The following is a 12,791-nucleotide window of genomic DNA, read 5'->3' as shown; positions in this document are numbered from 1 at the left end:
CCTGCCGCCGGGATCGTCCTCGAAATGGGTCATACTACGAACTGGTCGGACTCGACAGAGACTGGCTTCGCGGACGTGGTGTAGTTGCAGCACGCTTCCCTTCCAGGGAATGGGTCGAGGTTCAAATCCTCGCGTCCGCTCCACATCCTCCAGGGCACGAAGATCAGGACGAGACCCGCTACCCGATCGCGCTCGAAGACAGCCTGGAGCGCGTGGACGTGGGATGGTGAGCAGGTGAGCGCGCACCTCCAACTCCATCACGTCCACATCGTCCTGCGATCCTTGGTGCTGGGCGTGCTCATCGGTGGCGCGGCCGGCGGAATCGCGGGCCTGACCCTGGGGCTTCACACGTACGTTCCGACAGCGTGGTTCGCCGTGCTCGAAGTGGGCATCCCCGCGGCGCTCGTTGGTGGTCTCCTCGGCACCATGGTCGGCCTGATGCTCTGGGCGTGTCACAAGGGCCACGCACTGTGGCAGTCGTTCTGACTCAGCGAGCTGATGAGCTCCGCAGGCGGGCCGGCTTGGAGAGCAGCCGCTGAACTCCCCACACCGTGACGCGCCAGAGTGCCTCACGGACGATCCCGCCGCTCATCTTGGACTCGCCGCGCTCACGCTCGACGAACGTGATCGGCACCTCGACGATCGTCATGCCGGCCGCCAGCACGCGTCGCGCCATGTCGATCTGGAAGCAATAACCCTGCGAGGCCACCTCGTCGAGCGGCAGCTTCTCGAGCGTCTGCCGGCGGAACGCGCGGTATCCCCCGGTGGCGTCCTTGACCGGGATGCCGAGCATCAGCCGGGCGTAGAAGGTGCCACCGCGGGAGATGAAGCGCCGGTGCCACGGCCAGTTGACGACTCCCCCGCCGTCGACCCACCGCGAGCCGAGCACGAGGTCGGCACCCGCGTCACTCGCAGCGAGCAGCGTGCCGAGGTCCTCGGGACGGTGTGAGCCGTCCGCGTCCATCTCGACCAGCACGTCATAGCCGCGCTCGATGCCCCAGGCGAAGCCCGCCCGGTAGGCCGAGCCGAGTCCTTGCTTGCCGCTGCGGTGCATGACGTTGACGCGCGGATCGCTCGCGGCCATCGCGTCGGCGATCTCACCGGTGCCGTCAGGAGACCCGTCGTCGGCGATCAGCACGTCGACCCCGGGCTGTGCGAGGTGGAGCTGGTTGACGATCCAGGCGACGTTGTCGGCCTCGTTGTAGGTCGGGATGACGACCAGAGTGCGCGTCATCCCTGCGCCTCGGTGGATTCGTTCACGCCTTCAAGTGTCCTTCGTCGAGTGCCGAACCACCATGCTCCCAGACCCAGCACCACCAGGACGTACTCCAGCGGTGCCCCGATGACCAGGGCCGGGGTCTTGCCGGACGCGAGCGTCACCGTGGCGTTCAGGTACGCCGGCTGATGCATCGGTGCCCGCTCGACGCTGTGCCCGTGCGGGTCGACGACGCCGCTGATGCCGTTGGTCGACGGCACAACGACCCAGCGCCCGGTCTCGATCGCGCGGAGCCGCGAGATGTCCCACTGTTGCTCAGGCTGAGACGTGTTGGTGAACGCGGCGTTGCTGGTCTGCACGACGATCATCTGGGCTCCGCCGTCGACCGCCCGACGCGTGACGCTGTCGTACGCGATGTCGTAGCAGATCGTGTCGCCGATCAGGGTGTCCCCGATCCGCAGCGCACCGGGCTCGTGGCCGGCGAGCATGTCGCGCGGGATGTCGCGAGCGAGGCGGTTGACGAAGAAGCCGGCCTCCTTGCGCCACGGGACGTACTCACCGAACGGCACCGGCTTGAGCTTGACGTAGCGCTCCCCTGGCCCGTCGGCCGTCCAGACCACACCTTGGTTGTAGGCCGTGGTCGCCGTCGGTCCGTCGAAGATGCCGCCGACGAGGATCGGTGCCTTGAGCCGTGCCGAGAGCGCCTGGATCTGGTCGCGGACGGACTGGTTGTAGTACGGGTCGACGTCCGTCGCGTTCTCGGGCCACAGCACCATGTCGGGCTGCGGCACCTTGCCGGCCTCGATCTGGTCGGCGAGCTTGGTCGTCTCCTCGACGTGCAGGGTGAAGATCTCACCCAGCGGCCAGGTCAGGAACACGCCGGGCACGTTGCCCTGCACGAGCGCGACCTGCCGCGTGCCGTCAGCGCCGGCGATGCCGGTCGGCAGGATCGCCCCGACCCCCGCGATCGCGATGACCCCGGCAACCGCGATCGCCCGCGTGCGCCACGTCGCTGAGGTGACGAGCACGACCAACAAGCTTGCGACGAGCATCAGCATCGCACTCAGTCCCGGCATTGCAACCAGTCGTGCGTACGCCTCGAAGGGCGTGTCGATCGAGGTGTGCGCCAAGCGGCCCCACGGGAATCCCGTGAACGGGAACCGGCCGCGGGCCCACTCCCCCAGCACCCACACGGAAGCGCACCACAGCGGCCACCACCGCAGCCGCGCAGCGGCCCGGAGCGCGAGCATGGTCGGCAGGTAGAACAGTGTCTCGGCGAGCACCAGTCCGACGTAGGCGCCGTGGCTCACCGCGTTCATCCACCAGATCAGCAGTCCCATGAACGACACGCCGTAGAGCGCGCCGGTGACCATGACCGTACGTTTGCGGGCGTCACGCAGCGCATGGGCGAGCCAGATCAGTCCGGCCATCGCCACGACCATGGCGAACGGCAGGTTGACCGGGTCGAAGTTGAGCGACGACAGCACGCCCAGGGCGACGGCCGCGGGCCAGGCGACGCGACCGCCCACGGTGGGCGTCAGTGCATTCGCGCCGGGTGCGGACGAGCTGGCAACGAGACGCCTCGGCAGCACCCAGCTGGGCGTCACAGGACGACGAGCTCGCGCGGCGTGTTGTTGAGCACCTCGAGCCCATCGGCGGTGCACACGGCGATGTCCTCGATGCGGGCGCCGAAGCGGCCGTCGAAGTAGATCCCGGGCTCGATCGAGAACGCCATGCCCTCCTCGAGCACCAGGTCGTTGCCCTCCACGATGTAGGGCTCCTCGTGGGTCTCCTGCCCGATGCCATGGCCGGTGCGGTGGATGAACAGGTCACCGAAGCCTGCGTCGGCGATCAGGGCGCGGCCGACCGCGTCGATCGACTCGGCGGTGACGCCGGGGCCGGCGTGCTCGCGCTGCGCCTGCTGAGCGGCCTCGAGCACGGCGTAGGCCTCGGCGTACGCGGCCGGGACGGTGCCGCCGGCGAGATAGTTGCGGGTCGAGTCCGAGCAGTAGCCGGCGGGTGTGGTGCCACCGATGTCGACGACGACGGGGTCGCCCTCCTCGATGACGCGGTCGGAGACCTCGTGGTGGGGAGACGCCCCGTTGGGCCCGGAGCCGACGATGACGAAGTCGACCGTCTCGTGGCCCTCGTCGAGGATCGCGCGGGCGATGTCGGCGCCGACCTCGCGCTCGGTGCGGCCTGGACGGAGCCACTCGCCCATGCGCGAGTGCACGCGGTCGATCGCCAGGCCGGCCTCGCGCAGCGCGTCGATCTCGTCGGCGTCCTTGCGGATGCGCAGCTGCTGGACGAGGTCGCCACCGAGCACCTGACGAGCCTGCGGGAACGTCTCGCGGAACGCGAAGACACGCGAGGCCCACATGTGGTCGTCGACGCCGATCGTGGCGGCATCTCCGACGAGCGTGGCCACCAGTGCGTACGGGTCGTCGGTCTCGTTCCACGACTCGACGTGCACGTCGACACCAGAGGCGATGGCCGCAGGCTTCTCGAGGGTGGGGACGACCAGCGTGGGGTCACCGTCGGCCGGCAGGACGAGGCACGTGAGCCGCTCGAGCGGCAGGGCGACGTAGCCGGTCAGATAGCGAAGATCCGCTCCCGGCGTGATGAGCAGGGCGTCGATGCCCTGCGAAGCGGCCAGTTGCTGTGCCTTGCGCCATCTGCTCACGAGAAGACGATACCTGCGGCGCCCTCGGGCGTACTCCGTGCACGTCGCAACCACAAAGTGACAGCACCCGCGACCCGACCTACTGTGAGGAAACCAACTCACGATCGGGGGATCACAGATGCGCAGACTCCTGCCATCCATCGCTGCCGTCACCATGACGGCCAGCCTTCTCGTCGCGGGTCCGGCCACGGCCAAAAGCCCTACGCCGAAACCTGTCGACACGAGCAAGCTCACCAAGGCCGTCACGGTCAACGGCATCGTCCAGCACCTGCGCCAGCTGCAGGTCATCGCCAACCGCAACGAGGGCACGCGGGCATCCGGACTGCCCGGCCACACCGAGTCGGCCGACTACGTCGCCAAGAAGCTCAAGCAGGCCGGCTACACGGTCAAGCGCCAGAAGTTCATCTTCCCGTTCACCCGCGAGCTCGAGCCGGCGACGCTGACGCAGGTGACGCCGGCACAACGCGAGGTCGAGACGCACACGATGGACTACTCCGGGACGGGCGATGTGACGGGGCCGGTCATCGCGACCAACGACGTGATGATCCCGCCGGCGGCCGAGCCGAGCAGCACCTCGGGCTGCGAAGCCTCGGACTTCTCGCCGGCCCCCGCAGAGCCGGCGATCGCGCTGATCCAGCGTGGCACGTGCACGTTCGGCGAGAAGGCGGTCAATGCGGCAGCGGCCGGCTACGACGCCGTCATCTTGTTCAACGAGGGACAGCCGGGGCGTGACGAGCTGCTGACCGGCACGCTGGGCGACCCGATCGACATCCCGGTCGTCGGTGTCTCGTACGAGGACGGCGCCGCGCTTGCCGCGGACGGCGTCACCGCGAGGGTCACGACCAAGACCGAGACCGACCTCAATCGCGAGACGGAGAACGTCATCGCCGACCTGCCCGCGAAGCAGCTCAAGAAGGCCAACGCCGACCAGGTCGTCGTGGTGGGTGCCCACCTCGACAGCGTCGCTGCGGGACCCGGCATCAACGACAACGGATCGGGCTCGGCGACGATCCTCGAGATCGCCGAGCAGATGTCGGCCCTCAAGCTGACCAAGAAGCTCGAGCGCCCGGTGCGGTTCGCGTTCTGGGGTGCAGAAGAGGCCGGGCTGCTGGGCTCGGAGCACTACGTCGCGTCGCTGTCGGACACCGCGCTGTCGAAGATCTACGCCAACCTCAACTTCGACATGCTCGGCTCGCCCAACTACGTCCGGTTCGTCTATGACGGTGACGGCTCCGCTGGGGGCGACGCCGGTCCGGCCGGATCTGACGCGATCGAGAGGATCTTCACCGACTACTTCGGCTCGAAGCACCTCGCGTCGGAGCCGACGGACTTCGACGGCCGGTCCGACTACGGCCCGTTCATCGAGGCCGGCATCCCCGCCGGTGGCCTGTTCAGCGGAGCCGAAGGCGTCAAGACGCCTGAGGAGGCCGCCGTCTACGGCGGTGCCGCGGGTGAGCCGTACGACGCGTGCTATCACGCGGCGTGTGACGACATCTCCAACCTCAACACGACCGCGCTCCAGGAGCTCGGCGACGCCGCCGCGCACGCGACGGCTGTGTTGACGATGTCGAGGACGGGACTGTTCCCCGACGGCAGCCTGACGGGCAAGGCAGGCAAGTCCAAGGCTCTCGCCAAGGAGCCGCAGCTCGTACGCTGACGAGCTCGACGGATCGGCGCCATCACCTGACCGGGTGGTGGCGCCGATCTCTGCATTCGGCCCCAGCAAGCGGCTCGTGACTGCCATGATGTGGCGACCGCTGAATGGAGGAGACACCGTGCTGTTGATGGACGGAGTGCTGGGCCTGGTGATCCTGGGCCTGTGGATCTTCTGCCTGCTCGACGTCATCTCGACCGATGAGTACGCGTGCCGCAACCTGAGCAAGATCTGGTGGCTCATCCTGGTGCTGTTCTTCCCGCTCATCGGCTCGATCGCGTGGCTCGTCGCCGGCCGGCCGGAGTCGAACCCGACCGCGTCGATGCCCTACAAGGGCAATCAGGGGCACCCGTCATTCCCCGAGTACGACCGCCCCGGGCGCGCCGTCGCTGCCAATCCTGAGGACGACGAAGCGTTCTTGCGAGGCCTCCGCGAGCGCGCCGAGGAGCAGCGTCGGACGTACCGGGAGAAGCAGCGTGAGGTCACCGAGCAGCAGCGACGCGAGCTCGAAGAAGGCGACAGCACCGCCGGCTGAGCGACCCACCGCACTAGGCTCGACTGCATGGCACACGGTCGTCTGCTGCTGCTCGACAGCGCGAGTCTGTACTTCCGGGCGTTCTTCGGCGTCCCGGACTCCCTGAAGTCCCCCGACGGGACGGTCGTCAACGCGCTGCGCGGCATCCTCGACTTCACGTCGACGCTGACGACGCAGTACAAGCCGGAGGCGATCGTCGCGTGCTGGGACGACGACTGGCGTCCCCAGTGGCGCGTCGACCTCATCCCGTCCTACAAGACCCAGCGCCTCGACGTCGAAGGCGGCGAGGCCGACACGACGGGCGGACTGCTCGGTCCCCAGGTGCCCCTGATCGCCGAGGCCTTCGCGCTGCTGGGCATTCCGGTCGTCGGCGCTCCCGATGCCGAGGCCGATGACATCATCGGTACGTTCGCCTCCACGTGGGACGGCCCGGTCGACATCGTGACGGGCGACCGCGACCTGTTCCAGCTCGTCGACGACGACCGGGGCGTACGGGTCCTCTACGTCGCTCGTGGGGTCTCCAACCACGATGTCGTCGACAACGCCTGGATCCGGGCCAAGTACGGCATCGACGCGTCGCAGTACGTCGACTTCGCGGTCATGCGCGGGGACGCGTCCGACGGTCTCCCGGGTGTGGCCGGCATCGGCGACAAGACTGCTGCGGTGCTGCTCAAGGAGTTCGGTGACATCGACGGCATCCTCGCTGCGGCGCAGGACCGGTGGTCGTCGATCAAGCCTCGCGTACGCCAGTCGCTCCTCGACTCCGGCGACTACATCGCCGCGGCTCGCACGGTCGTCGCGGTCAAGCGCGATGCGTGCGACTTCGAGGTGCTGACGGCGCCCGTGCAGGAAGAAGCGTTCCGGGCGTTCGGCGAGACCTGGGGCCTTGGTGGCGCGACCGACCGAGCCCTGACGGCACTCGCGAAAGACTGAGAACGATGTGGGTCCTTGAGCTTGTCGAAAGGACGTCCTTTCGACAAGCTCAAGGACCGATCGTTCAGCTCGTGACGCTGGTGTAGGCGACCACGCCGCGGCGCAGCAGGTCGAGCGACTCGCGGGCGGTGTCCCGCAGCGCGCCGGGTCCGGCCGCGTCGGCGATCTGCGCCACGACGTCGATCAGCTGCTTCATGGCGCGCACGAAGTCGCCGGCCGCCAGGTCCATCTGGCCCAGCACGTCGTCGAGCGACGCGCCCATGCTCCACTGCCACACCGCGTGCGCGAACCCGAAGTCTGGCTGGTGCAGGAACCGCACCCGGTGCTCCCGCTCGAGCTGCTGCAGGTCGGTGCAGAGCGTCGTCATGGTGTCCGCGACCGTGCGCAAGGCCTCGGTCGGATAGCGCGGCGCCGGCGCGTCGTCGGCGTTGCGTGACTCGTACGTGAGTCCGCTGACGACCGCGGCGAACTCCTCAGCCTCGAGACCGTCCCACACGTTCCCGCGCAGGCACTCGCTGACGAGCAGGTCCAGCTCGCTGTAGAGCCGCTGCAGGCGCTTGCCGTCGGCCGTGACCTGGTCGCCGTCGAGGTAGCCGAGCACGTCGAGCACCTCGCAGACCCGATCGAACTGCCGCGCGACGGTGTTGGTGCGAGACTCGATGCGGCCGCGCTGGTTGGCGGTGTCGCGTTCGAGCTTGAAGTAGCGCTCGGCCCAGCGAGCGTGCTTCTCACGGTCGGGACAGCTGTGGCACGGGTGGTTGCGCAGCTTGTCGCGGATCGACGCGATGCGCGGGTCCTCGCGGGAGATGTTCTCCCGGTACGGCTTGTCCTGCCGCCAGGCGACGCCTTCGGCCCGGTTGCGCAGCTGTGACGCCAGGTCGCGGCGGGACTGCGGGTTGCGGGCGTTGAACGACTTGGGGATGCGCATCGTCGTGATCGGCGCGACAGGGGTGTTGAAGTCGACCATTGCGAGCCGGCGCGCGTGCCGGTTGGCGGTCAGCACCATGGGCCGCGGCCCGTCGGTGTCGGTCGTACGGCCCGGGTCGAGCACCACGGCGATGCCCGCCCACCGGCCGACCGGGACGTTGATGACGTCGCCCGGCTTGAGCTTGACGAGTGACTCGACGACGTCCTGGCGATCGGCGGCCCTGCGCGCCTTGGAGCCGGAGGCCTCGATTTCGCTGAGCTCGCGGCGCAAGGCGGCGTACTCCATGAAGTCGCCCTTGTCGCACTCCACCTGCTCGCGATAGCCCTCGAGCGCCTCGTCGGCGCGACGGATCTGCGTGGCGAGCCCGACGACGGCGCGATCGGCCTGGAACTGCGCGAACGACTGCTCCAGCAGCTCTCGGGCGATCGTCCGGCCGACCTGTCCGACGAGGTTGACCGCCATGTTGTAGGACGGCTGGAACGAGGAGTTGAGCGGGTACGTCCGAGTGCTGGCGAGCCCGGCGACCTGCTTCGGGTCGAGCCCAGGCTGCCACAGCACGACACCGTGTCCTTCGACGTCGATGCCGCGGCGACCGGCGCGGCCCGTGAGCTGGGTGTACTCCCCCGGCGTGATGTTGGCGTGGGTCTCGCCGTTCCACTTCGACAGCTTCTCGATGACGACGGAGCGGGCCGGCATGTTGATGCCGAGCGCCAGCGTCTCCGTGGCGAAGATGATCTTGACGAGGCCGTCGCTGAACAGCAGCTCGACGCACTCCTTGAACGTCGGCAGCATGCCGGCATGGTGCGAGGCGATGCCGCGCACGAGGGCGTCACGGAACTCGTAGTAGCCCAGGACATGGAGGTCGTCCTCGGGCAGGTGCGAGCACGTGGCGTCGACGAGGGCGCCGATCTCGGCCTGCTCCTCGGGCGTCGTGAGCGTCAGTCGCGCGTCGAGGCACTGCTTGACCGCCGCGTCGCAACCGACCCGGCTGAAGATGAAGCAGATCGCCGGCAGCAGCCCCTCGGCGTCGAGCCGCTCCACGACCTCGACCCGGCTCGCCGTGCGGTGCCGACTGCGGGGCCGCTTGCCGCCCTTGCCCGGCCGGCCCTTGTGCATACGGGTGAACTGCCAGTCGTCGCGGGCGATGCGGGTCAGAGCCTGGTTGACCTCGACTCCCTGGTCGTCGGCGCTGGACTCGAACAGCGGGAACATCTTGCGGCCGACGAGCACGTGCTGGTGCAACGGCACGGGGCGTCGTTCCTCGACGATCGTCACGGTGTCGCCGCGGACCTCGGTGAGCCAGTCGCCGAACTCCTCGGCGTTGGACACGGTCGCCGACAGCGAGATGACCGACACCGACTCGGGCAGGTGGATGATGACCTCTTCCCACACGGCCCCGCGCATGCGGTCGGCGAGATAGTGCACCTCGTCCATCACGACGTAGCCGAGCGTGTCGAGCGTCCGCGACCCGGCATAGAGCATGTTGCGCAGGACCTCGGTCGTCATCACGACGACGGGTGCCTCGCCGTTGATCGTGTTGTCGCCGGTCAGCAGGCCGACGTTCTCCGCGCCGTGACGGGCCACCAGGTCTGCGTACTTCTGGTTGGACAGCGCCTTGATCGGCGTCGTGTAGAAGCACTTGCGGCCGGTCTCGAGGGCCACGTGCACCGCGAACTCGCCGACGATCGTCTTGCCCGACCCGGTCGGTGCCGCCACGAGCACGCCGTGACCATCCTCGACGACCTTGCACGCCTCGACCTGGAAGTCGTCGAGGTCGAACGCGTAGTGACCGCGGAACGCCGCCAGGTGCGGATAGGCCCGGGAGGCGCGGGAATGGGCGTACTTCTCGGCCGGGCTGGTCATGCCTCCAGCCTACGCGCGAACGGGTGATCCACCCGTCACGGCGCGGCCGGCGCGAAGACGCGCAACGCGCCGGGCTGCACGGTCGTCGTCATGGGCAGCGGGCCCAGCCGCTCGCCGTCGCCGTACGCCACGATGCCGGGCGACGAGAGGGTCACCTCGCGGACCAGGTGGCGCTCGAACTCGGGCATCGTGACATGGGTCCCCTTGTAGAGCTTGGGGAACACCCGGATGAGCTTGGTCTTGCTGACCGGATTGATGACCACGACGTCGAGGAGGCCGTCGTCCATCGAGGCGCCCTCGCAGATGCGGATGCCGCCGCCGAACGATGGCCCGTTGCCCACCGCCACGAGCATCGCCTCGCGCTCGATCGTGTGGCCGTCGAGCGTCAGGGTGAACTCCAGCGGCTCGAACTCGCGCAGCTCGGCCAGGATCGCGAGGTTGTAGCGCATGTTGCCCCGCGGCCAGGCCATGGCGTTGGCGCGCTCGTTGACCTTGGAGTCGAAGCCCGACGCGATCACCGTGGCGACGCAGGCCTCACCCGTACGGGCCAGGTCGACCGTACGGACGTGTCCCGCGACGATCAGGTCGACTGCAGCGTCGACGTCCTTGACCGGGATGCCGAGCGAGCGGGCGGTGTCGTTGCCCGTGCCTGCGGGGATCAGGCCGAACGCGAGGTCCGAGTCGGCGACGTGGTCGAGCACGCCGTGCAGGGCGCCGTCTCCCCCGACGACGATCACGCCGTCAAGACCGCTGTCGATCGCCTGCTTGAGCTGGTCGCGGGCGGTCGACGCGTCCTCGCCCTGGATCCGGGTCGTCACGTGGCCGGCGTGCCCGAGCCGTTGGGCGGCCTGCGCGGCGATGGCCTCGCCGTGCCGCTTGCCGGAAGTCGGGTTGACGACGAGCGCGTAATGCATGCGAGAAGACTAGAGGCTAGTCGTCGAGCGAGGACGCTTCGTCGTCGGCGAGCTCGGCAGGGATCGCCTTGGCCCGTTTGCGATCCGTCAGCTTCGCGATGACCTCGGAGATCAGGTAGAGGACCGTCATCGGCGCGGCGAGGAACAGCATCGTCAACGGGTCGGTGCTCGGCGTGGCGACCGCGGCGAACACGAAGATCCCGATGATCGTCCACGGACGTGCTCGCGCGAGCTGCCGTGCGCTGACCAGGCCCAGCCTGTTGAGCATCACCACGACGAGGGGGATCTCTGCGGCGACGCCGAAGACCAGCACGGTGCGGATGACGAAGTTGAGGTAGTCCTCGAGCGACAGCAGCACGTCGACCGACTCCGGCGCGAAGCTGATGAGGACCTGGATGCCTTTGGGGAGCACGAGGTAGCCGACCACGACGCCCCCGGCGAACAACGGGGCGCCGGTCGCCGTCAGGAGGAAGGCCCAGCGCTTCTCGTTGCGGTGCAGGGCGGGCAGGATGAATCCCCAGATCTGCCAGATCCACACCGGGCTGGAGATGACGAGCCCGATGCTGAGGGCGAGCTTGAGGCGGAAGCTGAAAGCACTTCCCACTCCGCCGTTGAGGACGAGGTCAGCCTGGAAGCCCTTGCGCTCGAGGAGCGGTTTGATGCCGTCGACATACGGCTGCTTGAGGAAGTCGAAGGCCTGCGGATAGATGATCCAGCCGACGATCGTACCCACCATGATGGCGAGCACGGCGATGACCAGTCGCCGACGGAGCTCGCGGAGATGGCCGACCAGCGGCATCGTGCCACCGGGTGGAGTGGCACTGCCGCGCCGAAGCGCCAAGCGTCAGGCCTGTTCGGGCTTCTTGTCCGGCTCGACAGCCTGCACGGTCTCGAGCGATGCCGGCTTGACCTCGTCGTCATCGTCGTCGTGCAGCGCCTTGACCTCGGTCTTGAAGATGCGGAGCGCCTTGCCGGACCCGCGAGCGAGCTCGGGCAGCTTCTTGCCGCCGAACAGCAGCAGCACGACTCCGAGCACGACAAGGATCTCAGTGGGGCCGATCTGGCGGAACATGGCTACTCCTAGAGGGACGATTCACTGCTCATCGTACGCGCGAAGCGCAAGTGCAGCTTGCTCGGACACGTCTCGGGCGAGTTCGGGCGGCTCGATCACGGTGACCGAACCGGCGTTGCGCAGCACGAGCCGCCGCAGCCAGGCCCAGTCCGCGCCGTACAGCTTGGCGCGCCAGACGCCGTCGGCACTCTGCTCGAGCAGGTCGACCTGGTAGTACTCGGTCAGCCAGTGCGCTCGCGGGTGCAGGTCGACCAGGGCGTAGGGGGTTGCCTCACCCACCGTGAAGATGCCGTCGGACAGGTCGCGCTCCTGGACGTCGTGGTCCTCGGCGTCGACGTCGGTGACCTGTGCATCGATGACCCGGTCGAGCCGGAAGAACCGCAGGTCTTCTGCCCGGAGACACCACGCCTCGAGGTAGAGCTTGCCCTGCTCGGTGAACAGGCGGCGTGGGTCCACGGCGCGTACGGACTGCTCGTCCCGCGCCACGGTCGCATAGGTCAGCTGCAGGCGCTTGCCGTTGGCGAGGGCGTGCACGATCGACGTGTGGATGGCCGGATCGACCTCGTCGACGACGACGTCGACGGGAGCGGCTGCGCTGTCGCCGACGGCGCTCTCGAGCTTGGCCAACGCACTGTCGATCACCGTGAGCTCCGAGCCGCTCGCCGAGGCACGCAGCGTGCGGAGTGCCACGATCAGCGCCACGCCCTCGCGCGCGCTGATGCGCAGCGGCCGCGTCATGAACTCGGCGTCACGGATGTGGACGACGCCGTCCTCCTCGAGGGCAGTGAGGTCGAAGTCGATGAGCTCGCCGGCGTACTCCCCCGTGCCGGTGTACATCAGCAGGCGCAGGTCATCGCGGATGACCCTGGGGGTGACGCCGAACTCGGCGGCAACCTCGTTGACAGGGATGCCGTCGTTGCCCTGGAGGTAGGGCACCAGAGCGAGCATTCGCACCACCTGCTGGCGCGATCTGCTCATGCCGTTGCCTCCCTG

Annotated in this window: 12 protein-coding genes and 1 tRNA gene; 5 read left to right on the top strand and 8 right to left on the bottom strand. The window is 68.4% G+C overall.

What is annotated here, in order from left to right; all coding sequences use genetic code 11:
• The first annotated feature begins 69 nt into the window (after nucleotides 1-69).
• Together ASC61_RS16850 and ASC61_RS19485 are read left to right on the top strand one after the other, a co-directional pair.
• Nucleotides 70-143: transfer RNA gene (locus ASC61_RS16850), tRNA-Gly, on the top strand.
• 91 nt (nucleotides 144-234) lie between these two features.
• Nucleotides 235-486 carry a hypothetical protein gene (locus ASC61_RS19485; RefSeq protein ID WP_082530732.1) on the top strand — a complete coding sequence of 84 codons (252 nt, stop codon included), beginning with the start codon at nucleotides 235-237 and terminating at the stop codon, nucleotides 484-486.
• A 1-nt stretch (nucleotide 487) separates the two neighbouring features.
• On the opposite strand, the gene ASC61_RS16845 is transcribed toward ASC61_RS19485, so the two are convergent.
• Genes ASC61_RS16845 through ASC61_RS16835 form a run of 3 tightly spaced genes read right to left on the bottom strand, consistent with a single transcriptional unit; the run spans nucleotide 488 to nucleotide 3,899 of the window.
• Nucleotides 488-1,234 carry a polyprenol monophosphomannose synthase gene (locus ASC61_RS16845; protein ID WP_056213843.1) on the bottom strand — a complete coding sequence of 249 codons (747 nt, stop codon included), beginning with the start codon at nucleotides 1,232-1,234 and terminating at the stop codon, nucleotides 488-490.
• Complete coding sequence (lnt, locus tag ASC61_RS16840) at nucleotides 1,231-2,823, bottom strand: apolipoprotein N-acyltransferase (RefSeq protein ID WP_157439535.1); 1,593 nt, start codon at nucleotides 2,821-2,823, stop codon at nucleotides 1,231-1,233. The genes ASC61_RS16845 and lnt overlap by 4 nt, the downstream gene beginning before the upstream one ends.
• Nucleotides 2,820-3,899, bottom strand: coding sequence for a M24 family metallopeptidase (locus tag ASC61_RS16835; protein WP_056213838.1), 1,080 nt, complete (start codon nucleotides 3,897-3,899; stop codon nucleotides 2,820-2,822). Before ASC61_RS16835 ends, lnt begins: the two co-directional genes overlap by 4 nt.
• A gap of 118 nt (nucleotides 3,900-4,017) precedes the next feature.
• Here ASC61_RS16835 and ASC61_RS16830 point away from each other — a divergent pair, with 118 nt between their 5' ends.
• The 3 genes from ASC61_RS16830 to ASC61_RS16820 all read left to right on the top strand — a co-directional run bounded on the left by ASC61_RS16830 (nucleotide 4,018) and on the right by ASC61_RS16820 (nucleotide 7,021).
• Nucleotides 4,018-5,556 carry a M28 family peptidase gene (locus ASC61_RS16830; RefSeq protein WP_056213836.1) on the top strand — a complete coding sequence of 513 codons (1,539 nt, stop codon included), beginning with the start codon at nucleotides 4,018-4,020 and terminating at the stop codon, nucleotides 5,554-5,556.
• 127 nt (nucleotides 5,557-5,683) lie between these two features.
• Nucleotides 5,684-6,088, top strand: coding sequence for a PLD nuclease N-terminal domain-containing protein (locus ASC61_RS16825; protein ID WP_157439624.1), 405 nt, complete (start codon nucleotides 5,684-5,686; stop codon nucleotides 6,086-6,088).
• Nucleotides 6,089-6,115: 27 nt separating this feature from the next.
• Nucleotides 6,116-7,021 carry a 5'-3' exonuclease gene (locus tag ASC61_RS16820; protein ID WP_200935475.1) on the top strand — a complete coding sequence of 302 codons (906 nt, stop codon included), beginning with the start codon at nucleotides 6,116-6,118 and terminating at the stop codon, nucleotides 7,019-7,021.
• Between the two features lie 64 nt (nucleotides 7,022-7,085).
• Here ASC61_RS16820 and ASC61_RS16815 read toward each other — a convergent pair whose 3' ends face one another.
• From ASC61_RS16815 to ASC61_RS16795, 5 genes are read right to left on the bottom strand one after another with little or no spacing between them, the layout of a single operon-like run.
• On the bottom strand, nucleotides 7,086-9,812 hold the full coding sequence (locus ASC61_RS16815) for a DEAD/DEAH box helicase (RefSeq protein WP_056213833.1): 2,727 nt from the start codon (nucleotides 9,810-9,812) through the stop codon (nucleotides 7,086-7,088).
• Between the two features lie 35 nt (nucleotides 9,813-9,847).
• A complete protein-coding gene (locus tag ASC61_RS16810) occupies nucleotides 9,848-10,726 on the bottom strand; it encodes a diacylglycerol kinase (RefSeq protein WP_056213831.1) in 879 nt (292 codons plus the stop codon).
• Nucleotides 10,727-10,742: 16 nt separating this feature from the next.
• A complete protein-coding gene (gene tatC / locus ASC61_RS16805) occupies nucleotides 10,743-11,567 on the bottom strand; it encodes a twin-arginine translocase subunit TatC (protein WP_235503582.1) in 825 nt (274 codons plus the stop codon).
• A gap of 3 nt (nucleotides 11,568-11,570) precedes the next feature.
• Nucleotides 11,571-11,798, bottom strand: coding sequence for a twin-arginine translocase TatA/TatE family subunit (tatA, locus tag ASC61_RS16800; RefSeq protein ID WP_056213825.1), 228 nt, complete (start codon nucleotides 11,796-11,798; stop codon nucleotides 11,571-11,573).
• Nucleotides 11,799-11,819: 21 nt separating this feature from the next.
• Nucleotides 11,820-12,776: a helix-turn-helix transcriptional regulator gene (locus ASC61_RS16795; protein WP_056213822.1), complete on the bottom strand. Its 957-nt coding sequence runs from the start codon at nucleotides 12,774-12,776 to the stop codon at nucleotides 11,820-11,822.
• Between the last annotated feature and the right edge of the window lie 15 nt (nucleotides 12,777-12,791).

The sequence above is a fragment of the Aeromicrobium sp. Root344 genome (assembly GCF_001425755.1).
Classification (GTDB): Bacteria; Actinomycetota; Actinomycetes; order Propionibacteriales; family Nocardioidaceae; genus Aeromicrobium.
This window is presented reverse-complemented; position numbering and strand designations above follow the sequence as displayed.